We start from the raw sequence: 26,843 nt of genomic DNA, 5'->3' as shown, positions 1-26,843 counted from the left end.
TTCTTCTTACATACTCAACTTCTGCGCTAGGAGGCTTTAACGTGTCACGAGATCTATTTAGTAGGAGCAGCTCATCGATAACGGATAGAATGATCACTATTGTCCGCTCCCGTTATATTGGTTACATCCTTTTTCTTGTCCTTATGCTCGCTAAGCTAATGTTTCTTCACAGCGGCCTGCATGCCCCTAATATTGATATGAACCGTCTCGATAAGCTAATTGCTATCGGTTCAGTTATGCTGTTATCATTTTGGGTGTTATGGCTCCCCCGACGTGGACAGACCATAGCCCTGATAATCATAAACGTGCTCCTGACATTACTTATTTATTCTGATATTGTCTACTATCGCTACTTTCAGGATTTCATCACCGTTCCTGTTCTTTTTCAAGCCGGACAGATGGATGCACTTGGCGGAAGTATCTTTGCACTACTCCGTCCCTCTGATCTCTACTTGTTCGCGGATTGGCTGATATTTCTGGTTTACACCATTTGCGTGGTGTTATTCCGTCGGAACACGCCTACCTATAATAATAAACAGCCATCCTATTATGCTCGTACAAGTCATTTCCGTCCCTCTTCACGCTTAATGAGAGGACTAAAACAGAGCGTTAACGGAGTCGTTGCATTACTATTAGGCTGCATTCTGACCTTTGGTCCTATCCACTCTTACGCCACTACGTGGGCCAAGGGTTTATTCACTGGTAATTGGTGGAGCTTGGCGATGTATAACGTTACTGGACTCATTGGATTTCATGGTTATGATATTTACTTGTATACCAAAGATCATTTAGGCCCGCAGCCTGAGCTTTCACAAAAGGAAGCCAGCTCCATGAAGCTCTGGTTCAATGAACACAATGCTGAGCAAAGTGCTCTTAACGACAGCTTTGGAAAATACAGCGGAAGCAACATCGTTGTTATTCAGGCCGAAGCTTTTATGAATTTTGTAGTGGGACGTTCGATCAATGGACAAGAGGTCACACCTAATTTGAACGCTCTAATCAAAGAGAATACCTACTTCAGTAATTACTATCATCAGACCTCACAAGGACGAACCTCCGATGCCGATTTCGCCTCGAATGGTTCAATGTATCCGCTGGTCTCCGGCTCAGTATTTGTCCGTTACCCGGATCATCAATTCGACACGTTACCTGCCATTTTGAAGTCCAAGGGCTATAGCACCAATGCCTTCCATGCGTATGAAGGAAGCTTCTGGAATCGGCAGATTATGTATAAGGCGATGGGATATGACCATTTTTATAGCAAAAAAGACTTTAAGATCGACGAGCCTCTAGGCTGGTCATTGGGAGATAAATCATTCCTGCGGCAGTCCCTAAATATTATGGATTCTGCAGAATCGATCCAGAAGCCCTTTTACTCTTTTTTGACTACACTATCTAGTCATCACCCATATTCTCTCCCTGCGGCTAAACAAGGGCTTGATACCGGGGAGTTTAAAGGTACCATCTTCGGAGATTATTTGCAGGCTGTTCATTATACAGATGAAGCTCTAGGTGAATTGGTGAGTGATATGAAGCAGCGTGAGTTGTGGGATAACACGATCCTTGCCTTTTATGGTGATCATGATAACTCAATCCAAGACACCTCTTATTACGAACAATTTCTTGGTAAAAGCTTAAGCAAACTCGACATGCATCAAATTATGCATCAAGTTCCATTGCTCATTCATCTGCCGGGTAATAACACCTCGGTGCTTGATTCTAATCCGGCTGGTCAATTGGATCTCACACCTTCCTTACTCCATCTGCTGGGGATCTCACAAGATCCTTATTATCTTATGGGTAATAATCTGTTCAGCGGCAAAGAGCGACTTGTGACACTGCGAACCGGTGCCTTTGCTAATGCGAAGAGATCCTATCTACCAAGTGAAAATGGACAATTCAACAACGGCACCTGTTATAGCCTTGACAGCCGCGAAGCTATAGACGTTGCGGGTTGTAGCACCGGGTTCGAGACAAGCAAGCAAAGACTGCAAATCTCAGACGATATCATGAAATACGATGGCATCAAGATGCTCCGAAAAGAAGAATCCGCACCATAAATATTTGATTTTATAAACAAAAAGCCCTAGACTCCGTCATCAGAACGGGTTTAGGGCTTTTTAAGTTGATGGATAAGACCTCTGCATTATTTCTGAACGGCCGGTTGCTTGATAAAAGCTTCTACCTTCTTCAACACTTCTTCCTCTGTTGGAGCACTCACATAACGACCATTAACATATACAAAGGCCCGTTTGCCACATGGACCGCAGTACGACTTACAGCCGACCTTGATCTCTGCATCAGGCGCCATCTTTTGCAGTTTGGGTATGATACTTTTCAATTTCATAAAATTACATTCATCGCACACTTGTATATCGTTAGCCATGGAGCAACCCTTCTTTATGTCCCAAATTTAAGGCGAAACGTTTAGTGATCGCCGTGATTACCTTTAGATGGATTAGTAATAACAAAACCTTCTTCAGGAAGATATAAATAATCAACGACCACACCATCAAGGAGCGGTTGATTCGGATCAAGAATAACATCGATTTCTTTATCTGTCGAGACTACAACATCATTCTCATTAGGCGTGTCCAAATCCAATCCGTAGTGAGCATGATCACCGTGAGCATGCGTAATCGCTACGCGAAGCTTCAGCTCGCTGTTTCCTTCAAGTTCCATTTGTTTCTTTATCACTTTAGCCGCATTGCGGGTAATTTTGACCTTCATCTATCATCCATCTCCTAGTACTTAAATTAAATACTCAATTACCTATTTTAAAGGTAAATGATATCTAAAAGCAACTATATTAACAAATTAGATACACAATCCGAGCTAAATCTCACTTCACTGCCTTAGTTTCCGGCCTGAAGTGCCGGGTATTTCCGTCCCATCCGTGACACGAACCAGCCCATAAGGAGCATTGTCACACCAATATCATCGATCGGTAAAAAAGGCATGAAATCCGGCAACACCCAATAGAGCAGCACTGGGATTGTGAATAAAAGCTTGTCCCCTATTGCGACTTTTGGGGAGATCACATATCGCCAGGAACTACTGAAGATAGTAGACCATTGTTTCAGTGACAGCAGTTTTTTCAGTTTCATAGTGGCTCTCCTCCCAAGTAAAAAGGATACAGCCGCGGATAACGTGTAGTGACGACAGCGGCCATACCCTATGGTTTATGTTACGCAAGTTTACTGTAATTGTTTCATAATTTTTTCACATTGGATAGTATCGTTCCCAAAATCAGACCTGTTTCTAACGCCATATCCTCAAAATCTGCCAGTGGCAACGGATTTTTGCCGATCCCCAGCTCTACAGTAAATCCTGGTTTGCGAAAGGTTTGGATAAACCAATCCTTATATCCGGCATCGCTGCCCGTTAATTCGACTGCACGATAGCTACTCGCAGCCGCCAACCGTGTTGCTAATTCGCGGCTTTCGGGCGGCTCATATCCCCGGTAATTCCAGTAGATCTCTCCTCCTTGGCTATGCAAAGACACTGCAGCTTCTCCGGGCGCGTTCTCAGCAAGTACCGCTAGAGCGGCTGCCTCAGGTTCACTTAACGCCTCAGGACCACTGTAATCACGCGGAGAGGGCCCGATTACACCACGGCGTTCCCGTTCCTCTTCCCAATGGGCAGGGAACTGATCCCCGAGATCCACACCGCGTATATTGGCCTTCCAATGGCGAAAACTCCGCCGTCCCCCGTTCCATATCATAAGGTCCTCATAATAAGGGTGGCCTGGTAAAACGCCCTCCTGCACTAACTCCACACCGTCAGGGTTAGCCATGGGTACAGCCCATAGGGTCCAATTATTGTACCATTCCTCTGGACAATGACCATTCCATGCCAAACCTTTAACATAAGCTGCCGCATACTCTTCTATGAACGACATCAGGCAAGGCGAGGTCAGCCATTCATTAGCATGTAGAGCCGCATTAACATGCAAATGACGGGTTCCCTTGCCTATTTTAAGCACATGAATTGGCTTGCCGAGCACACTGTTGCCAATTGGATGTGCTTGTATAAAAGGATATTGTGCAATCAGACTGCTGATGTCCTTCTCAACATCAACCGGACCGTACTCTCCACGTAAGAATACCACTCGCTCTGGAATCGGAGGTGGAATGACGAGCACTTTTCCCGGTGTACAGAAACGCCCTGAGGACACACCTGGATTAAGCTTCTCCAAATCATCTAAACTCACATTGAATAATGACGTTATACGTTCAAGGTCGTCCCCTTCCTGCACCGCATATCTTTTACGTGGCGAAGACGGCAGAAATAAAACCTGACCCGGATATAAATAAGACTGTCTCCCAACCCATGGATTGCCTTGAATGACATGCTCAGGGGTTAATCCATGCAGGGCGGCAATTCGGCTTACGGTATCTCCCCTGCTTGCAATATATTGTCGCATTAGGTCTCATCCTCTCGGCCTTAAATTGCTGATACGGCGGATACAAAAATAGCAGCAAACAGCACTTAACTCTATTGTATGCAAGAGCCACTACCTTGCATGAAGGAGAAATGAATCACAAGAAGATAAAATAGGCTGGGAATTATGCTTCCCAGCCTATTTTATCTTACACTCCGTAGAGTTTGTCCCTATTCAATTCAACATTGCTCTGCTTATAACGTGGATACTTGCCATACTACTGGGGTGCGTTTAATTTGTTCTCCAAGCCAGTCACGGGCAATTCGCTGAAACATTTCAGCATCCCCACTGCAGAAGAACTGATGAATTGGACTTTCATCCCCGATGGACAGCTTGCCTTTATCGTATAAAATCGTACTGATCTCACGAGCTGTCTCATCTGCGGAACTGATCAGTTTGACTCCCGGTCCCATGGTCTCACCAATAGGCTCAACAAGAAATGGATAATGAGTGCATCCTAAAATTAAAGTATCGATGTTATTATCTTTAATGCCTTCCAATGCCTGCTCTACAATTTCATAACTTTTCTCTGAGCGGAACATACCTTGCTCAACGAGTGGGACAAGCGCTGGGCAGGCTTGACTTACTACCTCAACAAAAGGAGACAGCTGCTTTAGTGCATTAGTATAAGCCCCGCTGCCGATGGTTCCTATTGTACCGATCACGCCGACATGTCCGCTTTTAGTCGCGCTAATTGCAGCACGGGCTCCGGGATGAATCACCCCAATGACAGGAATAGAGACCTTGGCTGAGATATAATCGAGTGCCGCAGCTGTTGCGGTATTACAAGCGATAACAATCATTTTAGGATTAAACTGGATCAAATAATCTACAATTTGTTCTGTAAACAATGTTACTTCCTCGGTCGAACGGGGTCCGTACGGAGCTCGGGCCGTATCTCCGAAATAAATGATCTTCTCCCGCGGGAGTTGCCTCATCACTTCTTTGACAACTGTTAGCCCTCCCACACCTGAGTCTAATATTGCAATAGCTTGCTGCACGAACACACCGCTTCCTTCTACTTGTTTTGTGTAGCTTATGTAAGCCGAAAACAAAATGTACCTGACTTTCAGCCCCAATTGCAGATAATACTCCTTTTGGACTCTTTGTTCAAGACAAGACTTTTTACATTATTTCACAGGTCCTTAAAAATGAAATAAAAAAGCCACTCTCCGCCCAATGCGAAAAAGCGGCTCTATTAAAAGAGAATAAGTACTTTTTGACCGTAAAACCAAACACTCCATCCACTGTTTCATTATGCGATTTCGTTATTGTCCTTGTCATCTGTTTGAGCTTCTTCAAGGCTAGCTTCTTCACTGCTTACTTCATCACTAACAGGTAAAACCTCTAACTCCGTTACCTCTTCCAAAGTAGCCGCAGCCTCTTGAATCGTTTCTTCCGTAGCAATTCCACTTACTGCTACAGTAGCAGTATCTTCTTCTACAGCATTCGAACATGATTTGCTCCATTCGCGAACCTCATGGACTACATGACCTATAGAATCCTTAGCTTTGTCGTACAGCTCAACGCTCTTGTCTCCAGCCTGCACGGCAATTCCCTGTACCTTTTCAATGCCGGCAGCTGTTCCTTCCGCAATATCCTTGCGCAGCTCTTTACCTGGCTTAGGCGCGAACAGAAGTGCTGTCACTGATCCAACCACACTTCCGACTAAAGCTCCCCATAACAAACCTTTAGTGTCCTTTTTCATCGTTTCATCTCTCCTTTAAATTCATTGCTCCCCGCTCTACCGGGCTAATGCCTATATCTGCTATATCATAAGCAGCAGGAGTTTGTCTTGTGACTAATTATTACGACTTTTCAGAAGTTTTGTCTGTTACATTTTTGGGTGCAATTGCGTATCGGCAGCATTGTCCGCCTTCTGCCATACATTCACTTCGTGTAACCTTAGCATCCAGCAATTCCTCAAATAGGCTATGCTCGCATTGACAAGCTTTACGATACTGAGTAGCCACCTGGCGAATCGGGCAGTTGTATTCTCTTATGACAAACGAACCATCCTCTTCACGGTTCCACTCTGCCATATATCCACCGGCGTTTTGGATCGACGATAACTCAGCTACTCGTTCTTCCAAACTCCGGCGTTCCATCATTGGTGCATACTGTGTGAGCATCCGGCGACGGCGTCCCTCAAACAATGTATTAACAGCATCCAATCCACTGCCATAATCCAATTCACGCAGAAGCTCCAAAGCCAGATTGTGATAACTTTTTGGAAAATACTCTTCGGACTTCTCTGTTAAAGAATACATATGTAAAGGCCGCCCCATCGCTTGCCGAACCACTTTTGTCTTAGCAAGTCCCTCCTGCTCCAGCTGAAGCACATGGCGACGGACACCCATCTCTGTAATTCCCAATTCTTCTGCCAGCGCGCCGATGGTCAGTGGTCCTTTCGTCTTCAGGAGCGTCATAATCAAGTGCCTTGTCGATCCATTTTCCTGCCCCATCTTCATCATAAAGGAACCCCCTCTCTTTCACGGCTACCGCCTATTTTATATGATTCTATCTTATGCTATTATAGCGTTACACCGGACCCAAGTTCCTGATCCAAATAATTCCCTACTTCAACAGCAAACTTCTCTAGCACCTCTGAAAGGATTGGTGTGAGCGGGTGCAGCGCTTCTCTTTCCCAGGCAAAATAATCCTGCACGAGCGGCTTACGAAGTGCGACAAGCTCTATCAAACGCTCGTAGATCTCACTTTTACCTAGCACTTTTTCTTCATGTATGATTGAAATGATATCCTCATAACTTCCAGCATCGCGCATAATAAAACCGTCAATCAGACAACTACCAACGTCCGTAACCACCTCTATCGCCAGATGAAGGCAGCGTTCTTGTATTAGTCCGGTTAAAGTATTGCCATCCCATGAAGCTGTTACAGTCCGAAGACCCGTCGTTATATCTGGGATTTGAGCAAGAATGGTTTCGATTTGTTTGCGGTTGACATAATACACAGCAATACCCCCATGTCAAAAATAGTTAGAGAAATCTGCATTATCCCTACTTACCGCGTTTGCCGCGGCGTTTCAGCCAGAAGAACATAATGAAACATGCCGCAAGAAAAACTACCAAATAAGTTAACGCTTCCATCGGATACTCGAGCTCACGCATTCCTGTCACCGCTTCCGGTATAAAATGATGATGCTTGTTAATCAGTAGACCGCTTAAATTACGTAATCCACAGCAATTGAAAGTTCTTTAACCTCATTAATATGAGCTATAACTTCCTTGTGCGCCGGATGAACCTGATAAGCCTGTAAATCATCTAGAGAAGCTACCACCGTAACTAGAGCAATATCAAAGGATCGATCAGAATGAATGATATCAGCACCCACTTCAATCGAAAGGAGCTGCGGAATTTTACCTTCCATATTTCGCAGTACGGCTACCGTTGCCGCAACGCTTTCTTCGGACCGGTCCTTCAATTTAAAAAACACAATATGCTTGATCATTCTAACTCGCTCCCTGTTGTAATATTGTAATTAGATATTAAAAATATATCATAAGCTTACGTGTTCTGAAAGAAACTTAAAAGGTGATTACAGAAATAGCAGCATTAACCATTGCCGATGTACAGGAAAGTGTTGTAGTATATTTTTAAAAAATCGGAGGAATTATGCCTAGTAACCAACAAGAAACTCATAATATCCAGGCGTGGTCTCTGATCAACCGCAAATATCTTGGACAAGGCGTTCGTGTAAAAAGATTCCGCCGTCCAAAGCGTAGCCAGATTAGAAACCGTGTGTTACTTGCTGTATTGATGGCTAAGGATATCAAACTTTCAAAACTCGCAGAAGATCTGGGTATATCCTCTCGCAGCGTAAGTGCCTGGGTATACGAAGGTCGTATCCCTTCCAACAATAACATTGACAAGACCTGCCGCCTACTCGGGTACCCGCCCCACATTTTGTTTAATGAAGCACTGATTCGTCAAAGTCCAATTGTATGTCAACCAACACCTTCGCGATTTATGAAAAGAAGTATTACCAGTTCTCCACGTAGCAATGTGATTCTGACCGGTCTCTGTATGGTTTACGATTTTTCCGTTACCGATGTAAGTATTTGGATAGGCGTTCATCCCGGAACGTTTCGAAAATGGTTGCACAGCAGCCATCTGCCTACCCCTGCTCTGCAGGAAAAAGCCGAAGCCTTCTTCCGGATTCCACGCCATATTCTATTTGCAGACTGCGGAACGCTCTAATGTGATCACTTCGTTTATAAGTGCAATGCCAACCCTTTTTCATGAATTCATGAAAAGGGTTTTTTGCCATATTTTTTTCTCGGAAAAAGGTCATACTACTGCTTAGGTACCACGTACAGAACTAAGAACGGAACAGGAGGCGTAAGATGAGACTTGACGGAATACTATCTGAAGGCTACACCGATACTTGGGACGTGGCCCCTGGTGTCATCGGACTGCGAACCATGTTCGTAAATTGCGCATTCATCGGCCAGCCCCATTCGGACTGGATCATTGTAGATACGGGGCTAAGCTCATACACAGACCATATTATTGATTTTGCTAAGGAGAAGTTTGAGAAGCCTCCGGTGGCAATTGTCTTGACGCATGGGCATTTTGATCATATCGGGGGTGTGAAAAAGCTTATTGAGGAATGGAATGTACCCGTGTATGCTCATCCACTAGAGCTTCCTTATTTAACAGGTAAAGCGGATTATCCGCCAGCCGATCCGGCCGTAGGCGGCGGGCTGATGAGTATGGTGTCCTCATTATTCTCCCATCATGGCATCGACCTTGGATCAGCCATCCATCCGTTGCCGGAAGACAGGACCGTCCCTGGAGCACACGGCTGGAAATGGGTCCATACTCCTGGGCATAGTCCGGGACATATTTCCCTGTTCAGACCAGAGGATAAGGTGCTAATTGCTGGTGACACTTTCCTTACGGTCAAACAAGAATCGGTATTCGCTGTGGCGACTCAGCATCAGGTGGTGCATGGCCCTCCCTCTTATTTCACGACAGACTGGGAAGATGCGGAAAAGTCGGTCCGCACCCTTGCACTGCTCAATCCTCATATCGTTCTCTCTGGACATGGGGTACCGATGGAGGGTGAAAAACTATCTACTCAGCTTGCTCATTTATGCAAAAATTTCAAAGAAATGGCGCTGCCGGGTCAAGGAAAGTTTGTGTAAGTAAGGTGCTTTTATCATTCAACTAGAATTAGGGAAAAAGTCCCTATTTATCCGGGCGAGCATCCCTCTCAAAGCATAATCCGGGAAAAACTCCCTTTAATTCACTTGAAATAGCCAATTCAAAGGATATTCAACGAATTATTAGGGAGTTTTTCCCTTAAAACCATGGATTTCAAGCAATATTTGCTAAATTTCAGGGAGGTTTTCCCTCATTATCAGCGAAACAACTACCTCTCACGTTTCGAAGAGAATTAAGAGCTGCTCTACTTCTAGGTATTGAAATTTAATTCCACATCGCTGAAAAAGTGGGCACATTTCCCTTCTTTATATTCGTAGGTTCCCGGCTCCAAAAGTGCTCCACAGCCGTTATTTGCGTCCTCATCGGAAAAGCTGGTGAAATAGAGCCATCCATCTGGCTGTAACTGTTCCAGACAATTAGCCACCAATCTTCTACGATCCTCTTCGAGAAATAAATGCAGCATGTCATAGCAATAGATGGCATCTACCTTTTCTTCCAAAATAGAGTCTAGCACTGAACCTAAAAAAATGACTCCTAGAGTCCCACTCTGTCGCCATCTTTAGCGCCTCCACGCTTAACTCAACGCCGAAGGTCTTAAACTCTTCTGAGAATACCTTCGTATTTCGTCCATATCCTGAACCTGGGACTAGAATTGACTTCACATTATGCTGCCGAAAAATATTCCTTGCTGCCTGAGCTGTAGGACTAGGTTCACTCCCCCAGATCATGCCTTCTTGCGCAAATCTTCGACTCCAATATTCGGACATAGATTTTCTTCCACTCCTCACACTAGCTTCCCAGCACCCTATACCAATACTGATAAATCTCCTTAAAGCCCAGTTTGTCATACAAGGCTGAAGCTCCAGCATTAGCTTGTACCACTTGCAGGAAAGAGGCCATAGCTCCCTGTGATTTCCCCCAGTGAAGCAAAGCAAGCAGTAACTGCTCTGCCATCCCCTGTCTACGGTATTCAGAAGCAGTGACAATATCATACAGGCCCATGTAACCGTTCTGAATCACACCAAGACCACAAGCAGTAGGTGCACCATTGTTATACAATAGGACATAACCTTGTCTTAAATGCGACGCGGACAACATTCTGGTTAAGGTTTCACGATTCTTATCGGTCAGTTCGGTAAGCTCACTGAAGACGTTTAACCATTCTTCAGTTAAACTCTCTGACACTTGAACAGTAAATCGTAGATCAGGGGTCGCTAAGTCCTCCAGATCAAGCAATCTTACTGATGAAGGCTCCACTATGGTGTAACCATGCTCCTCTAGCCTCTCATCAAGGTTTGCAGGCTGGGTATAGGGAGTTATTTTAAAGACTGGCTTTAGCCCAGCCTGTTCATAATACTGCTCCGCAAGCTTGATTTGACCGCCTAAATCAGCCGTGCAGTGCCCTGCCCCATATAACGGATTGACCGAATTGGCCCGTTTTGTATAACCTGCTGCAGTACGTAGAATCCATCCCTTCAGAAGCACGCTCTGCTCTGCCGGCCAAGTATTCAGTGTGATTTCTTCTATGAATTTATACAGTTCAACCCTCTCCCTTCGAGGCACGTTTGTTGCGCATCGCAAGCAACAGCTTTACAGTAGTTACCTCTCCTTGGGAGGTGTAGAAGTCGTATTCGGGCGATTCTTTACCGTAAAGAGCTATCTTTCCTTCACTGTTAAAATGAACTCCCCAGCCAAACCGCTTCGCCAGCAATGACGCCCGCAGGCAAGGGTGGTTTCTGGAAAATAGCTCGTTCCATATTTCCTCCTTACGAGTCACTCGATCTTCTAGAGGGATTTGTTTATGATGCACATGAACCTCATAAAGAAGTTCTTCATGGTTGTATTGGTAAGGTTCATTCATAAGCAGTTCATATTGAATCACATGTGCAGGCGGGAGCGTTCGGCAAGACATCGGAGGTACTCCGGTCTCCACTGGACAATCCTCTGCTACACGAATAAAAGTATCGGTATAGCTCATTTGCATCGCCTCCATACGGAATAGAAATATATTCCTTATATGATAAATCATCATCCTATGCTAAGCATAGCCGAATTTTCTGAAGTCCATGAAATTGAAGCAACAAAAACAACAAAAACGGCCAATCTTCTAAATGATGAAGGGTTGACCGTTCTCTTAGTGTTCTCTGATTAGCAAAGCTTACTTCTACCAGCTCGACTTTGTGATCCCGGGAATTTGACCTTTATGCGCCAATTCACGGAATACAATCCGGGAAACATTAAACTTCCGTAAATATCCCCGCGGCCTTCCGGATACTTGACATCTATTTTTTTGACGAGTTGGGGAGGAATCACGCGGCAGCTTTTGCAAGGCCATATAGTCTCCTTTTTCTTTTAGTTCTTTTCTTTTAGCTGCATATTTTTCCACTAGCTCCTGTCTCTTCAATTCTTTCACAATTTTTGATTTCTTGGCCATTGTGGTTCTCCTTCCACTTCTGAATGTTCTACTCGTTTAATGCACTCTTCAAGGCTTCCAGGTTCTGACGCATGATCCCCAAATAATCCAGGCTCTGACTACGATCCTCTTCTGTTAAGCCTTCAATCGGGTTTAGAACGGCTGTTTTGGCACCAATCTCCTTAGCGATAGTATCAGCCACACCTGAGGATACAAGCGTCTCGAAGAAAATCGTCTTCACCTCATGCTCTTTTGCAAACTCCACAATTTTGCTCATATTCGCTGCAGAAGGTTCCTGCTCCGGTGATAATCCGGCAATCGGGACCTGAGTTAATCCATACTGCTTGGCGAGGTAACCGAAAGCCGCATGCTGGGTGATGAAATCCTTACGTTTAGTTTCCTTAAGTTCATCCTTAAACGCTTGATCCAGCTGCTCCAGCTTAGCTACATAAGCATCTGCATTCGCCTTGAAAGCTTTTGCATTATCAGGCGCAGCCGCAGATAAAGCCGCTTCAATGTTACGCACTTCTTGAATAGCAAGCACTGGACTGAGCCACACATGAGGGTCTAATCCACCATGGTCATGATCATGCGAATGCTCTTCATGGGCATGTTCGCCTTCTTCGTGAGCATGTTCGCCTTCTTCGTGAACATGTTCGCCTTCTTCATGAGCATGTTCCGCTTCTTCCTCTTCTGTACCTTCCATGATGTCCAAGCCCTTGCTGGCCTCTACCGTGATTAATGATTTTCCGGATACACTTTCCAGTACTTGATCCACCCAGCCTTCCATTCCAGCGCCGTTATAGATCAGCATATCCGCATCTGAGATTTCAGCCATATCCTGAGCGGTTGGTTCCCAATCATGCGGCTCAATTCCAGCTGGAATGAGTGCTTCTACTTCTGCCAGATCACCTGCCACATTTTTCGTAAACTCGTAAATCGGATAAAAACTGACTTTAATATTTAATTTCGAGGCTTCTGGAAGTCCAGTAACTTCTGCGGCTCCAGAGGCATTCGCGGCTTTCGAAGCAGTAGAATTAACTGCATTATTGTTACCGCAGCCTGCGGCAAAAAGTAAGGTGGATAGAGACAAAATAGCTAGATGATGGATTCTAAATTTCATTGAGAGATGTAGCTCCTTTTCTGGAAATAGATTTTTGAATGTGACGACGATTTTTAAGCCTGATCAGCTTCTGTACCAAGATTGCAATTAACAAAAAAAATAGCAAGATAAGCGCAATTGTCCCACCCGGCGGTGTATTGATGTAATAAGAGGCACTGAGTCCACTAAACACACCAAGCAGTCCTACGCTAATCGAGATCCATATAGCTGTCGCAAAACCTGATGCGATACGCAAAGCGATCGATGCTGGCAAAACAATAAGTGCTGAAACCAACAAAACCCCAACAACTGGCATCGCAGCCGCTACCGTCATCCCAGTGAGTACCGCAAACGAAAAGGATAACCAGCCTACATGAACTCCACTGATAGTAGCGGTTTCTTCATCAAAGGTCAGATTATACAGAGATCTGCGAAAAACAATAAAATAGAGCAGGCCGATTACAGCTACGAGAGCAATAATCATCAATTGGGTATCGCTGACCGCAACAATGGAACCAAACAGGTAGGAGCTGAAGCTTTTACTCAAATTCTGCTTAAAGCTCATAAGCACAACTGCCAACGCCAGTCCAGAGGTCATAATAATAGCTACCGGAAGCTCGCTGTATGTACGATAGGAACGTCGAAGCTGTTCGATAACAATACCGCCAAGAATCGCAACCATGAAACCACTTAATGCTGGATTAAGCTGCAGGATCGAACCTAGGGCTACTCCTGCAAGTGATACATGAGAGAGGGTATCTGCCATGAGCACCTGACGGCGAAGCATGAGATATACCCCGAGCAGTGGACCGATAATGCCAATTAACCCACCGGCCCAAAATGCACGTTGCATGAATTCGTAACTAAACATTGCCATCCTTCGTCCTCCTTTCGTTCCAAGCTGATCACCGTATCAAGATAGGAACTGGTCTCTTCCAGAGCATGTGTCACCATGATTACCGTTCGACCGTGTTCACTGACATCGTGGCGCATTAGCTTATAGAACCCTATGCGGCTGTCCAGATCCATTCCTGTAGTGGGTTCGTCCAGAACCAATATCTGCGGCTGCTGTGCCAAGGCACGGGCGATACAGATCCTCTGCTTTTGACCGCCTGACAGCTCTCCTATCCTCCGGTCTCGCAAATGCCACATATCCACCTGCCTTAAACTTCGCTCAACGATTTCGTCCTGCTCCGGTGTGAACCGTCTAAATAACCCCAGCCTTGGGTAACAACCTGAGCGAACCAGTTCAATCACCTTGCTTGGGAACCCCGCGTTAAAAGAAGCTACCTGCTGTGGTACGTACCCGATAACCAGCTTCCCGTTATCCGACAGCGCTTTATTCAAATGTACCGTTCCACTCCATGGACGGAGCAGGCCGAGCATAAGCTTCAACAGGGTGGTCTTGGCAGCCCCATTAGGTCCTGTTATCCCAATAAACTGTCCGGTATGAATCTCTAGTGAAATGTTATCAAGTACAGGTTCATCCCCATACCCGAACACTACATTTCGCATGGATGATAGGATCATATGCCTCGCCTCCCTTCTGACTGATTATGTCTGCCTTGCTTTTAAATCGTAAGTTTTACGATTAACAAAATTGATAATATCGTAATCATTACGATTTGTAAACCCAAATCCAGAAATTAATCGTAATAGTAACTATTATTTACTTGAGCATATAGCAAAAACCGGAATTCCAGCCTGCTGGATCCCGGTTTTTCATCTCTAACTCCCTATAGTTCTACTCTTCAGCGGCTGCTAGAAGCTCCTCAACAGGCCATGGTAATGGATTGTTAAACTTGGCCCAATCCAGCTTCAGTTCTTCGGCTGTCAGCAGACATCTGTCCAATCTGGCTTCGAGCTGAGCTTGATCCATGTTTACACCGATAAATACAATTTCATTAATTCTATCACCCCACTGCTCGTCCCATTTCGCCCGCAGCTCAGGTTCCTCTTCCAGCACCTCCAGCTGTTGCTCTTTAGGCATTGTAGCCAGCCAGTAACCGGCAGGTCCGAACTGAATCGAAGGTCCTGCCTGACTTAAAGTAGCTGCAAGATCCCCTTTGGCCGCTACCCATACTACTCCTTTTGATCGAACAACCTCTTCCGGCCAGTTGCTAAAGAAAAAACTTAATCTTTGCGGATGGAAAGGTGTTCTCTGACGATAGACAAAAGAGGATATCCCATATTCCTCTGTCTCAGGGGTATGCGACTCCTTATTCAGCTCCGCAACCCAGCCCGAAGACAAGCTTGTTTTGTCAAAATCAAACAATCCAGTATTCAGAATCTCCTTCGGATCGACTACACCGTTAACCGTGCGGATAAGCTTGGCCATTGGCTGCAGTTTACGGAGCACAGCTTCAAGCTTGTTGAGTTCATCTTCTTGCAGCAGATCACACTTATTCAGCAGCAGCACATCACAGGTTTCAATCTGATCAATCAGCAGATCTACAATATCGCGGAAATCTCCCTCACCAGCCGTTTGATTACGATCTATTAGACTATCCCCAGAGGAGAAGTCATGCCAGAAACGCCCAGCATCCACTACCGTCACCAGCGTATCCAATTGAGCAAGTGAAGTTAAATCGATATCTAGCTCGGGATTCGCGTAGGTAAAGGTCTGGGCTACGGGTACCGGCTCACTAATGCCAGAGGATTCAATCAGGATGTAATCAAATCGTCCCTCAGCAGTTAGTTTTTGCACTTCAATAATCAAATCATCCCGAAGTGTACAGCAAATACATCCATTAGACATTTCAACCAGCTTCTCTTCGGTTCTGGACAGCGTATTTCCCGACTTCACCAGATTTGCATCCACATTCACTTCACTCATGTCATTTACTATAACGGCCACTTTAAGCCCGTCACGGTTATGCAAAATATGATTCAGCAGCGTTGTCTTCCCAGAGCCTAAGTAGCCACTGAGCACAGTAACCGGGATTTTTTTCATTCAGAACACTCCTATCATTGATTAGCATTTATGTTTGGCATTTATAGCACTTACCGGGTTTCGCGGTGTAATGTAACTCTTTTGAGTCGTGGGCAATATTTCTTCATTTCCATACGTTCTGGGTGATTTCGCTTATTCTTCGTAGTGGTATAGTTGCGATCTCCTGTCTCGGTGCATGCTAAAGTAATGGTTACTCTCATGGGTTCCATCTCCTTTTTAGTTAAATCGTAATAATTACGATTAACACATCGTACACGGTTTATTCACACTCTGTCAACTATCGTCTTGTAAATATTTCAACTCTCTTAACTTTGTGGTCTTTCTGGCGGACAACTCACGTATAGATGGAATTATAAAAATATGATTCTTGTATTTCCAAGAGAATCAGGCAGGAGTGGAGATCATGAAGATACCAGTAATTATTTTGAGCGGGTTTCTGGGGAGCGGGAAGACAACTCTGCTATTGTCCCTGCTGAAAGAGAGCAAGGTAAGAGGTCTGAACCCTGGCGTAGTTATGAATGAGCTGGGAAAGAGAGATGTTGATGGGTATATTCTGCAGGAGCATACGGGTACAACCGTGACTAAGCTACTGGACGGATGTGTATGCTGTAGCCGTAAAGAGGATTTGGCAGACAGCCTGCTGGTACTGTTAAGAGGACGGCCTGATGCTATTTATATCGAGCTTACTGGCGTCGCGAACCCTGAAGAAATTTCCAAAACATTACAAGAAGCCGCTCTACAGGAAAGGGTCGAATTACATTTTACGATCACCTTATTGGATGCAGAGAACGCCTTGGAATATAACAGCAGACTCTCTTCTGACAAACAGCTGGTTCGTACCCTTCGCAAGCAGCTGTCCTCCGCTGATCTCATTGTCGTTAATAAGAGCGATCTTGTAGAGCCAGAAACCTTATGGCGAATTGAAAAGGGTGTCCGAAAACAAAATTCAGAGGCTGAAATCGTTTATACCCATTACAGCGAAATCAACCTTTCACCGATATTATCAAGAATCACCCCACGTAAAATCATCGCTCCCGCGCCACAACGTGCACCTCAAACCTTTAAAGGCGCAACACTTAAACAAATGAATTCAGAACAGGGAGCCACAGCAGTAAAAGAACGGCAAGAGGAGTCCCATGCCTCTTTTTCCCAAGTGACCGCCATCACGCTAACCATTCCGCAAGCAGGGACTACAATGCCTTCCAAAGAACGGCTAGAGGCTTTCTTTCAAGAATGGGGTGACAATCTGCTCCGTGCCAAAGGACATATCCTTCTGTCCGAACAGGAACCGGTTCAACTTGTCCAATATGCGGGAATGCGTACAAGCTGGGAGGCGTCACGTTACCCCGGAATGCCTTATGTAGTATTCATCGGGATAAATTTAGATGAGGAACTGCTGGCAGATCGGTGGTCCACCTTATTCGAGCCTTGACTACCCTTTCCCCTTTAAAAATACTGCCGCTGCTTCTACCGATCTCATTCCTGATTATCATTGGTTTTATATGGGTGCCTAATCAACTGGAGCTACTAGATAACGCGTACATTGACACGTTCAAAACCGGCTTTATCGGGATTTTGCTAGAAGCCTTGCCGTTTGTGTTAGCAGGAGCTTTATTATCCTCGCTGCTTCGTGTCTTTATCCCGGATGAAATGATCTCCCGGTGGATTCCGAAGCAGGCGTTTCTGGCTATTTTATTCGCTTGCCTGCTCGGAATTATATTCCCAGTATGCGAATGTGGAATGATCCCGCTTGTCCGCCGACTTATCCATAAGGGTATGCCTGTCTATGTCGCGATTGTGTTCATCTTATCCGGACCCATCCTAAACCCAGTCGTCTATGGAGCAACACTGACTGCCTTTCGCAACCACTCAGAACTGGCCTATGCCCGGATGGGTCTAGCTTTTATAGTCGCCTGTATTATAGGCTTGATTATCTATGCAACGGTGAAAAAGTCCCCTATACGCCTCAGCGTTCAGCGCGAAACCGATAACACTCATCATAATAATTCTCGTGGAGGAAAGTTAGCCGCCGTCTTCGTGCATACGTCGGATGAGTTTTTTGAGATGGGAAAATACTTAATCATTGGCTGCCTATTGACCGCTGGCATTCAGACGTTTATGGTTCAGGACAGTTTGGCTGCGATCGGAGATAAGCCGCTCGGGTCTTATTTTTTCATGATGGGACTGGCATTTGTGCTTTCGCTCTGTTCCACCTCAGATGCCTTTGTAGCTTCCACCTTTGTACATTCTTTTCCAACAGGAGCACTGCTCGCTTTTATGGTATTTGGGCCGATGCTAGATTTCAAAAATTCATTGATGTTACTTTCGCTGTTTAAGACCAAATTTGCTCTTTATTTGTTCTTTCTTATCTTTTCGAGCGTATTTATTGGAGCCGTACTCATGTCCTTATGGCTGTGATCATAAAGGTGACAAGCAGATGCTTACCGCATTGTTAGGAGGAAGCGTATGAATGACTCTCGAAGCATCCGATTTCACTATTTGTTAAGGGCGGTCATTCTGCTCGCCTTTGCTCTCTATATTGGGCAACTAGTGCAGCAGGACGCTTTGCATTATTATGTAGCGCCTAAGCTAGCACGCTGGGTTCAGTTATGTCCGATTCCTCTGACACTTATGGCGCTCAGCTTGGCTATTCAAGCCTTATTTGGTAAGGGAAGTGTGCTATGTGACTGCGAGCACCGCCTCCCTCATTCCATATTTAAAAGTACAGCGCTTTATGGATTATTCCTCTTTCCACTGTTGCTTGGATTTGTACTTCCTGATCGTGCCTTGGGAAGTATGGCCGCTAGTAAAAAGGGGATTTCGTTCTCCTCATTACCATCAGAGTCTACCAATGCTGTTAGATTCGAATCGATTGATCCTTATCATGAGGAGCTCACTGAGCTAGCTAAGATTCTATATGCGCAGCCTACTATCCCTGTGTATTCTGATATTTTTTCTGAAACACTAGGTGCTATTGACATGTATAAACAACAATTTGAAGGCAAAGAAATTTCCGTTTCCGGTTTTCTGTATCGCGATGATAGTGAAACGCCAGAGAATGCATTTGCCATTGGCAGATTTCTGGTTCAGTGCTGTACCGCCGATGCTACTCCATTTGGGATGCTGGTTGATTCCGGCAAATTAAAAAGCTTGCCCACTGATACCTGGATAGAGGTTCGGGGCAAGCTTCAAGTTGTGCAATACAAGGGCCAAGAAATGATGCAAATACGCGCAGAAGCAATTACACCTATTGCGCAACCAACAACACCCTACATTTACACGAGTGCTGACTCCATAACGGCATGGAAAGCTTTGCAGAATACGGCCAAACCTACTAAATAATTGCGTCCAGCTCATCCTCATCATTCACTCGGTTAGGGTTAAATACTTCAACCATAATACGGGCGGGTATACATATGATTTGTTGCTTTGGCCTAGAAATAAACCCCATTTCTAAAGCGATTCGCAAAGGAGCGTCAGAATATGTCATTTGGATCCCGTAATCAAATACCTTTAAGGTATTGTGACCAAACTCCGTTTGAATATCTATAATTTGCTCTTCTTTAGTCAAAGAAACGGTCTTGTATTCCTTACCATCGACCGTAATTATAGCTTTCAAATCTCCTTGCTGATACTGTTCATTACGGGTGTCCCACCACTTGATTCCGTAGATCAAACCTGCTGCGAATAGAGCTAAAAAAATGATTACAAAATCGCCACGCTTCATCTTTAACAAGGTATAGATCCTTTCATCGACAATATATTCGTAATGATTACGATTACAAATATATTAATCTTACGCCCTTTTGTCAATGACACTCCTCATCCTTAACGAATCCGAGTAGACCAATCTTTTAATACCCTATCAAGCTCCTTTATAGAGATAGGCTTGGAGATGAAATCCTGCATTCCTGCACTCAGACACATATCTTTATCTTCATTTCTGGCAAACGCAGTGGCCGCAATAATAACAGGAGACAGCCCGAGCTTCTCACGTATGATTCCTGTTGCTTCTATCCCATCCATAACTGGCATCTGAATATCCATAAAGACGAGATCATAATCCTTGGACAGCACAGCTCGAACTGCTTCCTCGCCATTTGATGCAATATCAGGGAAGTATCCCCTCTTTTTCATATAAGCCAACATCAGTTGCTGATTCACAGGATGATCTTCAGCGATGAAAATAGACATCGGTCCATATTCTCCAGTATCAGATGCTTTGGCGTTAGGTTTATTGCTTTTGTCTGCATCCACTGAAGGGTGGAGCATTACCTTCTGATTCCATTCCTCTTTGGGCAAAGAGACCTCCACGGTGAAAAAGAACTCTGAGCCATGTTTCTCACAACTCCTTACACCAATCGCTCCTCCAAGCAGCTCCACCAGCTTTTTACTAATGGCCAGTCCCAGTCCTGTTCCGCCATATTTACGATTAATGGAAGGATGCAATTGCGAGAACGATTGAAACAACAACCCTTGACTGGCAACTGGAATTCCCAAACCCGTATCTTTAACCATGAACTTAACGATAATATTTCCTGACTTTTGAGAAGCCTCCAGACTGGCAGAAATACTAATTTCACCTGTCTCCGTAAATTTCACCGCATTTCCCACTAAGTTCACGAGAATTTGGCGCAATCTCGCCTCATCCGTCACAACGACAAATGGAAGATCAGGTGCAATATTGATAGTCAGTAACAACCCTTTCTCTTTGACCTTCGGATAGAATAGCTCACTAACGTTCTGAATCACTTCACGTAAATCCACCATTTGCAGTTCAAGTGTCATCATACCTGCTTCAATTTTGCTGAAATCCAGCACTTCATTCAAAATATGAAGCAATGCTTCTCCACTACTGTTAATGATTTGTGTGTAGTAGCTTTGCTCTTCATCCAGCTCTGTACCTGAGAGCAAGTCTGCCATTCCTATAATACCGTTCATAGGTGTACGCAGCTCATGGCTCATGATCGCTAGAAACTCCGACTTCGCCCGATCCGCTTCCTCTGCAGACTCCTTCGCTCGCACAATCTCCTTCTCTTCTGTGATATCCCGGAAAACCACAACAGCTCCGATCCGCTCTTCTCCATCAAAAAGAGGAGTCATGTGATATCTAACTAAAAAGCTGGAACCATCTTGCCTCCAAAACACGCCCTCTTTCTCATCAAAAGAGCGATTATTGAAGTGCGAGGGAATCAGCGTCTTCTGGATGCCCAAGAATGGCTCATTATCCAGCCAAGTCTGATGAATCGTATGGAATTTGCTGTTCAACCATTCCGTTGGATCGTATCCTAGCATAGTAATCGCCGCTGGGTTGATGAACATCGTATCCCCTTCGAGATTCATACCAAATATGCCTTCAGATACTGAATTCAGTATTAGAGCATGCTCGTTACTTAACTTCTCTATTTCTTCAAAATGCCGCGCCCGTTCCGCAATGTCCCGGGTTACACACACCAGCTCTTGTCCTCCAAATGTCTCCGAGTAGATGTAGCGAAGTGTTGTCTCCGTCCAAATATATGTTCCATCTTTGCAAAGAAACCGAAAGGTCACAGGCTCGAGCTTCTTGCCTTCCATACAATTGCTAAGATAGGTTACTACCTTCTCCTTGTCCTCAGGATGTATGTAATCTATTCCTCTGGTTTCGTACATTTCTTCCGGTGTATAACCGAACATTGTCTGGCAAATCGGTGATGCATACAGATAGGTGAGGTGTCCGTCTGCTGTATTTCGTGAAATAAAATCCATTGAATTTTCCGACAGAAGTCGGTAATTCTGCTCACTATCACGCATCTGTTCCTCCATTCGATGACGTTCAGTCACATCCTGGGCAATCCCGCTGATCTGTAGCACTCTTCCTTCTTCATCCTTAAGCACTTCCCAGTGTACATCCAAAAACTTCAAAATCCCATCCGCACTTTTAATCCGAACCATAGCTTCGCCATTCGTCACATTTGCAAAGGATTGACGCACTAGCTTTTCAAGTCTTGTAAAATCAGCTGGATCAATACAGGAAAGAACATGCCTGTAATCAAAATAGGAATGAATACTCTCATCTAACGAAAAGCCGAAAATGTTACGCATTTCTCTAGAAACCGTCAACCGCGCTTTTGTCGCATCCCATTCCCAAGATCCCATTTTCGCAAGATATTGGGCTTTCGCCAGCATATCCTCATATTTCTTACGCTGTGTAATATCGCGGCCGATGGTTAATATCTGCTTGATTTGCCCCTGCTCATCACGTACCACCTGTGAACTGCTCTCGATCCACAAATAATGTCCGTCCTTATGCCGGGCTCTACGTGTATACACATCCGTATCCGAATAGAGTTTTCCGTGTTTGGTCATCTCTAAGGCATCATCTACGTGATAATAATCAGGTCTTTTCGTGCCTATCATTTCATCTGCAGGATATCCCAGCAACAGCTCCACTGAAGGAGACACGTATTGCAACGTACCGTCAGGTTCGCCAAAAGAAATCATATCCGGTGTATTTTTTGTGATCAAATTATATAAATGTTGATCTTCCTGAATCTTATCTTCGGCAAGTCTTCGGTCTGTGATATCCGTTAGTTCTGAAATCATGACAAGAGGTTCACTAGAATTCTCCTGAAGAATCAGAAATATATGTTGTGCAACCCAGATCATCTCGCCATCCTTACACAGGAACCGTCTTTCTAATTCCATCGCGGACCCAGGATCTGCTAAGAGATTGTTCAGGATAACGTAATGATCATCATCGATTTTATCGTCTGGATAAATAAGATCTAAATAATGCATATTCAAAAGCTCTTCTTCAGAATAACCGAGCATATGGCAAAGCGCCGGATTGGATTGAATCAAGGTTCCTTCCTTGGGAGAGACTACTGCAACCCCTATAGAAGACCGTAAGTATAGTTGCTTAAAAAGAAATTCAGACACCTGAGTAGCCTCCTCTTTTGAGATGGGGACAAACTTTATTACAATCTCGTAATCTATTCCAGTATACCTTTTTTTCGGTAATTAAGCTTGATAGCTGAGTCCTAAATGATAGGTTGGTATAAATCAAAGAGATTGCGTGTTATCCTCACAGACAAAAAATAAACAGCAAGTCCCCAACACTCGGGGAGCTTGCTGTTAGTACATAGCACAACTTAAAATAACTATTCTCTTATTAAATTCTCTTGTTGAAGCTTCTTAATTTTCTTACGGATAGGTGCACCGGCTCTTAAAAAAACAAGTCCCAAAAGGATTAAAAGCCCGCCTAGAACAACGTTTATTAAACTAATGCTGCTGGATGAATTGAAATAATTCGTTACCCCAATGAGAATGTTGGTTAAACCAACAATGAACTCTAACCACATAACAGAATTCCATAGCGTGTTAATTCGCTTAAAGTGTTTTATTTTGGATTCCAGATCCGTGTAAATATCAAACGAACCTTCGGATGACTTCTTCCTAAGATAAATCCAGCGAACATAGCTGCTAACACTCTCTACTCCATTTTCTTCTAAAAACTTGAGGTATGCTACGCTTTCCTGATGAGTAGGCACATTATCTAAAAGTTCAATTCTATACGTATACTCATTCTTAGGCGAGTCAGTAAACACATATTTACACCAGGAGTAGCTTGAAAGGGCAAACCCTTTGGCAGACATTTCATTAAGCCACTGTTCTTCCTTCTCAAAATCCCAAAACAGCTTGCGAACCACATGCTTCATTTCGACTCACCTCCAGCTATTCTCTTCCCATTAGCAATCAGCTCTTCCAACCGGATAAGCTCCCCCTGAATCACTGTCTTCCCTAATTCAGTAATTTCGTATTCCTTTCTTCGGGAGCCTTCTTCCCCTTCTATAGCTCTTATCCAGTTTTTCTCAAGCAAGGTGTTAATAGCTCCATATAAAGTGCCCGCTCCAAGATCCACTCGACCATGACTTAAATCCTTCACATTCTGCATAATTGCGTATCCGTGCATTGCGGTGTATAAAGACAATAAAATGTAAAATACAGCTTCTGTTAAGGCTCCTCTTTCTGAGCTTTCAGGCATGATTCCATCTCCATTCTATTACTGTTAGCGATATATCGGTTACCGTAATAACATTATTACGGTAACCGATATAATTGTCAATACAAAATACCTATAATATCTTCGCCATATTATGCTCCGAAGCATAGCTACAGTAAGAATTGGACCACCATCACTTTCTTCAGAAATAAAAAATAGGCTTATACAACTGCCCAAGAGCAATTGTATAAGCCTATTTGATGATGCGGTCGAGAGGACTCGAACCTCCACGATATTGCTACCACACGGACCTGAACCGTGCGCGTCTGCCAATTCCGCCACGACCGCACATTATGTACACCAATGAAATAATCACTGTACATAATACTATACATTTTTTTCGGATAAATAGCAACTTATTTTTAAATCGTTGTACAGATGAATCCAACAACGATATAACCGATTTAACATATTCAAATCCCCATAGGCATAACCAATCACAGTTATTCAGTTTATATATTTCACTTATAAGAGGCTGGTATGATACAACATAATTAAAGAATGTGCTACATCAGAAATATCACTGTAATTCCAAACCAGAAAGGACGAGTACGTATGAACCACCAGTGGAATACCGGAATCTATGATGCTGATATGGCCTTTGTATCTCAGTTTGGAGAATCCTTAATTGAGCTGCTTCGCCCCCAGCCTGGTGAACAGATTATGGATTGGGGCTGTGGAACTGGCGATTTGGCAGCAGCCATCGCGGCTAGAGGTGCAATTATAACAGGAATTGATGCCTCGGACGAAATGATTCAGACTGCCCGTGACAAGCATCCTCAGCTAAACTTCATCTTAGCAGATGGGCAAAATTACACTGCGGAACAGCCGGTCGATGCTGTGTTCAGCAATGCTGCTCTACATTGGTTGACCGACGCGAATGGAGCTGCCGCTTCTATTGCAGCTAGCCTGCGGACAGGTGGACGTTTTGTCGCTGAGTTCGGTGGGCTGGGCAATATGCATCACTATTGGAACAGCATGGACTGACAGTAGACCTCGCTCTTTGTTTCGACCGTCCAACCCCGCTAGAGGCTGGAGAGCAAGGGTTCCAGCGCTGGTTGAACACTTTTGCTAATGGAATCTTAAGTGTCCTCATCCCCTCTGAACGAGAGGAAGTCCTCACTTACATGGAACAGAAACTGAAGCCCACGTTATTTCAAGCTAACCGTTGGGTGATGGATTATCGAAGAATCCGTGTGTTCGCTTACAAACGGGTCTAATTCTGAGGGGAGTTTCTTCCTATGCTACAAAAAAAAGAGTGTACCGGTGCAGTGTCGCACCCATACACTCTTTATTAATTACAATAGATGTTACCTTTTATCTCCAATATATCGATCACTACCAGCACCAAGTCCGACAACCAGCAGCAATACGCTTGCACAAAGCAATAAAACTAGCGGCATTGTCCAGCTATTCGTAACATCATGCAGCCATCCAAATAATGCCGGACCCATTGCAGCAAGCACATAGCCCACGGATTGCGCCATACCCGACAGTTCCGCGGCTTCTTGAGTGCTTCTAGTCCGTAGACTGAAGAACATCATCACTAGGCCGAAGGCGAATCCTCCGGCAATCCCAAAGCATATCGCCCAGACTGCCATTAAAGCACTGCTGCCCAGCCAAATTCCACCTATTCCTATGAAATACAAAATAGCCGTGATGATTACCAGAATACGTTGGTTCTTCATCCGACCTGCCCACAACGGCACGAAGAAAGTAAACGGCAACTGCGCCATTTGCATCAGCGATAGTAACCAGCCTGCATGGCTTGATGACATTCCTCGCTCACCAAGGAGAACAGAAAACCAAGCTATAAAGACATAATAGAGCAGTGACTGTAGGCCCATAAAAATCGTTACTTTCCATGCAAGCGAAGAACGCCACATATTCCCACTGGAGACCGAGCCCTTAGCCCCAGTCCCTTGATCAAGCTTACGCATTTGCGGAATCCAGAACAAAGTGGCCAGTGCAGCGATCATAAACCAAATTGCCAAAGTCCCTCTCCAGCCAAATCCAGCATTACTGGCTAGCGGTACACTAATTCCTGAAGCGATGGCTGCACATAAATTCATAGAGACCGTATAGACACCTGTCATTAATCCAATTTTGTGGGGAAACTTCCCTTTAATAAGCCCTGGAAGCAGTACATTACACACTGCAATAGAAAGCCCGAGGATCGCCGTACCTGTGAACAATAATCCCGTTCCAGATCCAGACCGAATTAGAATCCCCATAGCAAGCATAACCATGGCAATCAATAACACATTAGCCATCCCGAAACGGCGGGCTAGCTTTGGAGCAAACGGGGACAAGATCGCAAAAGCCAACAATGGTAAAGTGGTAATAGCTCCTGTTAAAGTATTCGATAAGCCTAGATCATCCTGAATCATTTGTACCAGTGGACCAACGGAGGTGAAGGGCGCTCTAAGTGCCGCTGCGATAAACACAATCCCCAACACTAGCAGCCAGCGATCATATTTGGTGTCCGTTAAACCTCTATTCTGAATGTTTCCTTCTCGTTGCGATGCTTTCATCATGTATCCTCCTAAATTACAACAAGCATAAACGCCCTTGACATCCCTGTAAGGACGGTGAGCGATTACGCCAGAAATATAAAAATGTTTATTACATGGCATTAAGACCTATCATCCACTATTATTATAAAAGTTACAAGCCTTAAGTAATTTCATAACCCTATTA

At 44.4% G+C, this 26,843-nt stretch carries 32 protein-coding genes and 1 tRNA gene; 8 read left to right on the top strand and 25 right to left on the bottom strand.

The features are described from left to right. The first annotated feature begins 89 nt into the window (after positions 1–89). Entirely contained in the window at positions 90–2,060 is a 1,971-nt protein-coding gene (locus MHB64_RS10630) for an LTA synthase family protein (protein WP_445671636.1), read from the top strand. A gap of 86 nt (positions 2,061–2,146) precedes the next feature. Here MHB64_RS10630 and MHB64_RS10625 read toward each other — a convergent pair whose 3' ends face one another. From MHB64_RS10625 to MHB64_RS10585, 9 genes are all read right to left on the bottom strand, one after another. Continuing rightward, positions 2,147–2,386 carry a DUF1450 domain-containing protein gene (locus MHB64_RS10625; RefSeq protein WP_042126265.1) on the bottom strand — a complete coding sequence of 80 codons (240 nt, stop codon included), beginning with the start codon at positions 2,384–2,386 and terminating at the stop codon, positions 2,147–2,149. Positions 2,387–2,427: 41 nt separating this feature from the next. Next, positions 2,428–2,730 carry a HesB/IscA family protein gene (locus MHB64_RS10620; protein WP_042126263.1) on the bottom strand — a complete coding sequence of 101 codons (303 nt, stop codon included), beginning with the start codon at positions 2,728–2,730 and terminating at the stop codon, positions 2,428–2,430. Between the two features lie 125 nt (positions 2,731–2,855). Next, on the bottom strand, positions 2,856–3,107 hold the full coding sequence (locus tag MHB64_RS10615; RefSeq protein WP_094876156.1) for a hypothetical protein: 252 nt from the start codon (positions 3,105–3,107) through the stop codon (positions 2,856–2,858). Between the two features lie 104 nt (positions 3,108–3,211). Beyond that, positions 3,212–4,426 (bottom strand): M14 family zinc carboxypeptidase, encoded by a 1,215-nt coding sequence (locus MHB64_RS10610; RefSeq protein WP_341134379.1) that lies wholly within the window; start codon positions 4,424–4,426, stop codon positions 3,212–3,214. A 212-nt stretch (positions 4,427–4,638) separates the two neighbouring features. Next, positions 4,639–5,445: a glutamate racemase gene (gene racE, locus MHB64_RS10605; RefSeq protein ID WP_042193608.1), complete on the bottom strand. Its 807-nt coding sequence runs from the start codon at positions 5,443–5,445 to the stop codon at positions 4,639–4,641. 254 nt (positions 5,446–5,699) lie between these two features. After that, the gene (locus tag MHB64_RS10600) at positions 5,700–6,152 is read right to left on the bottom strand and encodes a YtxH domain-containing protein (RefSeq protein WP_094874389.1); all 453 of its coding nucleotides are present in this window, start codon (positions 6,150–6,152) and stop codon (positions 5,700–5,702) included. Between the two features lie 100 nt (positions 6,153–6,252). Next, entirely contained in the window at positions 6,253–6,918 is a 666-nt protein-coding gene (locus MHB64_RS10595) for a helix-turn-helix transcriptional regulator (RefSeq protein ID WP_094874388.1), read from the bottom strand. 59 nt (positions 6,919–6,977) lie between these two features. Then, on the bottom strand, positions 6,978–7,418 hold the full coding sequence (locus MHB64_RS10590) for a DUF86 domain-containing protein (protein WP_042186787.1): 441 nt from the start codon (positions 7,416–7,418) through the stop codon (positions 6,978–6,980). A gap of 210 nt (positions 7,419–7,628) precedes the next feature. Next, a complete protein-coding gene (locus tag MHB64_RS10585) occupies positions 7,629–7,916 on the bottom strand; it encodes a Dabb family protein (protein ID WP_042126253.1) in 288 nt (95 codons plus the stop codon). A 164-nt stretch (positions 7,917–8,080) separates the two neighbouring features. Between MHB64_RS10585 and MHB64_RS10580 the strand changes: the two genes are divergently transcribed. Further along, complete coding sequence (locus MHB64_RS10580) at positions 8,081–8,665, top strand: helix-turn-helix domain-containing protein (protein WP_094874387.1); 585 nt, start codon at positions 8,081–8,083, stop codon at positions 8,663–8,665. Between the two features lie 146 nt (positions 8,666–8,811). After that, positions 8,812–9,615, top strand: coding sequence for an MBL fold metallo-hydrolase (locus MHB64_RS10575; RefSeq protein WP_094874386.1), 804 nt, complete (start codon positions 8,812–8,814; stop codon positions 9,613–9,615). A 269-nt stretch (positions 9,616–9,884) separates the two neighbouring features. Here the strand turns inward: MHB64_RS10575 and MHB64_RS10570 are convergent, their stop codons facing one another. The 10 genes from MHB64_RS10570 to rpmG form a co-directional block, all read right to left on the bottom strand. Further along, the gene (locus MHB64_RS10570) at positions 9,885–10,097 is read right to left on the bottom strand and encodes a hypothetical protein (RefSeq protein WP_341134378.1); all 213 of its coding nucleotides are present in this window, start codon (positions 10,095–10,097) and stop codon (positions 9,885–9,887) included. Between the two features lies 1 nt (position 10,098). After that, the gene (locus MHB64_RS10565; RefSeq protein WP_341134377.1) at positions 10,099–10,401 is read right to left on the bottom strand and encodes a hypothetical protein; all 303 of its coding nucleotides are present in this window, start codon (positions 10,399–10,401) and stop codon (positions 10,099–10,101) included. A gap of 22 nt (positions 10,402–10,423) precedes the next feature. Further along, the gene (locus tag MHB64_RS10560) at positions 10,424–11,197 is read right to left on the bottom strand and encodes a GNAT family N-acetyltransferase (RefSeq protein ID WP_143812211.1); all 774 of its coding nucleotides are present in this window, start codon (positions 11,195–11,197) and stop codon (positions 10,424–10,426) included. Continuing rightward, on the bottom strand, positions 11,175–11,612 hold the full coding sequence (locus tag MHB64_RS10555) for a DUF6157 family protein (RefSeq protein WP_341134376.1): 438 nt from the start codon (positions 11,610–11,612) through the stop codon (positions 11,175–11,177). Before MHB64_RS10555 ends, MHB64_RS10560 begins: the two co-directional genes overlap by 23 nt. Positions 11,613–11,798: 186 nt before the next feature. Further along, positions 11,799–12,068: a 30S ribosomal protein S14 gene (gene rpsN / locus MHB64_RS10550; RefSeq protein WP_094874382.1), complete on the bottom strand. Its 270-nt coding sequence runs from the start codon at positions 12,066–12,068 to the stop codon at positions 11,799–11,801. A 28-nt stretch (positions 12,069–12,096) separates the two neighbouring features. Further along, positions 12,097–13,170, bottom strand: coding sequence for a metal ABC transporter substrate-binding protein (locus tag MHB64_RS10545; protein WP_341134375.1), 1,074 nt, complete (start codon positions 13,168–13,170; stop codon positions 12,097–12,099). Continuing rightward, positions 13,160–14,026 carry a metal ABC transporter permease gene (locus tag MHB64_RS10540; protein WP_341134374.1) on the bottom strand — a complete coding sequence of 289 codons (867 nt, stop codon included), beginning with the start codon at positions 14,024–14,026 and terminating at the stop codon, positions 13,160–13,162. Before MHB64_RS10540 ends, MHB64_RS10545 begins: the two co-directional genes overlap by 11 nt. Next, complete coding sequence (locus tag MHB64_RS10535; protein WP_094874654.1) at positions 13,972–14,679, bottom strand: metal ABC transporter ATP-binding protein; 708 nt, start codon at positions 14,677–14,679, stop codon at positions 13,972–13,974. Before MHB64_RS10535 ends, MHB64_RS10540 begins: the two co-directional genes overlap by 55 nt. Positions 14,680–14,893: 214 nt before the next feature. Then, positions 14,894–16,102 (bottom strand): GTP-binding protein, encoded by a 1,209-nt coding sequence (locus MHB64_RS10530; protein WP_094876166.1) that lies wholly within the window; start codon positions 16,100–16,102, stop codon positions 14,894–14,896. Between the two features lie 50 nt (positions 16,103–16,152). Next, positions 16,153–16,302 carry a 50S ribosomal protein L33 gene (gene rpmG / locus MHB64_RS10525; RefSeq protein ID WP_094874652.1) on the bottom strand — a complete coding sequence of 50 codons (150 nt, stop codon included), beginning with the start codon at positions 16,300–16,302 and terminating at the stop codon, positions 16,153–16,155. Between the two features lie 203 nt (positions 16,303–16,505). On the opposite strand from rpmG, the gene MHB64_RS10520 reads away from it, so the two are divergent. The 3 genes from MHB64_RS10520 to MHB64_RS10510 are packed head-to-tail and all read left to right on the top strand — an operon-like array spanning position 16,506 to position 19,444. After that, positions 16,506–17,534 carry a CobW family GTP-binding protein gene (locus MHB64_RS10520; protein WP_341134373.1) on the top strand — a complete coding sequence of 343 codons (1,029 nt, stop codon included), beginning with the start codon at positions 16,506–16,508 and terminating at the stop codon, positions 17,532–17,534. Then, positions 17,510–18,520 (top strand): permease, encoded by a 1,011-nt coding sequence (locus tag MHB64_RS10515; RefSeq protein ID WP_445671607.1) that lies wholly within the window; start codon positions 17,510–17,512, stop codon positions 18,518–18,520. Before MHB64_RS10520 ends, MHB64_RS10515 begins: the two co-directional genes overlap by 25 nt. Before the next feature lie 48 nt (positions 18,521–18,568). After that, positions 18,569–19,444: a TIGR03943 family putative permease subunit gene (locus MHB64_RS10510; protein WP_094876169.1), complete on the top strand. Its 876-nt coding sequence runs from the start codon at positions 18,569–18,571 to the stop codon at positions 19,442–19,444. Here the strand turns inward: MHB64_RS10510 and MHB64_RS10505 are convergent. The 5 genes from MHB64_RS10505 to MHB64_RS10485 all read right to left on the bottom strand — a co-directional run bounded on the left by MHB64_RS10505 (position 19,437) and on the right by MHB64_RS10485 (position 24,431). Continuing rightward, positions 19,437–19,829, bottom strand: a complete 393-nt coding sequence (locus tag MHB64_RS10505; RefSeq protein WP_256990397.1) for a NusG domain II-containing protein — start codon at positions 19,827–19,829, stop codon at positions 19,437–19,439. The two genes, MHB64_RS10510 and MHB64_RS10505, sit on opposite strands and share 8 nt — an antisense overlap. 101 nt (positions 19,830–19,930) lie before the next feature. Next, on the bottom strand, positions 19,931–23,020 hold the full coding sequence (locus tag MHB64_RS10500; protein WP_341134372.1) for a PAS domain S-box protein: 3,090 nt from the start codon (positions 23,018–23,020) through the stop codon (positions 19,931–19,933). A 221-nt stretch (positions 23,021–23,241) separates the two neighbouring features. After that, positions 23,242–23,799 (bottom strand): DUF2812 domain-containing protein, encoded by a 558-nt coding sequence (locus MHB64_RS10495; protein WP_341134371.1) that lies wholly within the window; start codon positions 23,797–23,799, stop codon positions 23,242–23,244. Continuing rightward, entirely contained in the window at positions 23,796–24,125 is a 330-nt protein-coding gene (locus MHB64_RS10490) for a PadR family transcriptional regulator (RefSeq protein WP_094874645.1), read from the bottom strand. Before MHB64_RS10490 ends, MHB64_RS10495 begins: the two co-directional genes overlap by 4 nt. Positions 24,126–24,347: 222 nt before the next feature. Continuing rightward, a tRNA-Leu gene (locus MHB64_RS10485) sits at positions 24,348–24,431 on the bottom strand. A gap of 267 nt (positions 24,432–24,698) precedes the next feature. Between MHB64_RS10485 and MHB64_RS10480 the strand changes: the two genes are divergently transcribed. Next, positions 24,699–25,130: a class I SAM-dependent methyltransferase gene (locus MHB64_RS10480; protein WP_341134370.1), complete on the top strand. Its 432-nt coding sequence runs from the start codon at positions 24,699–24,701 to the stop codon at positions 25,128–25,130. Then, positions 25,112–25,363, top strand: a complete 252-nt coding sequence (locus MHB64_RS10475) for a hypothetical protein (RefSeq protein WP_341134369.1) — start codon at positions 25,112–25,114, stop codon at positions 25,361–25,363. Before MHB64_RS10480 ends, MHB64_RS10475 begins: the two co-directional genes overlap by 19 nt. Before the next feature lie 90 nt (positions 25,364–25,453). Here the strand turns inward: MHB64_RS10475 and MHB64_RS10470 are convergent, their stop codons facing one another. Next, positions 25,454–26,677, bottom strand: a complete 1,224-nt coding sequence (locus MHB64_RS10470) for a CynX/NimT family MFS transporter (RefSeq protein WP_094873349.1) — start codon at positions 26,675–26,677, stop codon at positions 25,454–25,456. Positions 26,678–26,843 lie beyond the last annotated feature (166 nt).

Origin of the sequence: Paenibacillus sp. FSL K6-2859, from assembly GCF_038008265.1 — a bacterium.
Classification (GTDB): Bacteria; Bacillota; Bacilli; order Paenibacillales; family Paenibacillaceae; genus Paenibacillus_AQ; species Paenibacillus_AQ nitricinens.
This window is presented reverse-complemented; position numbering and strand designations above follow the sequence as displayed.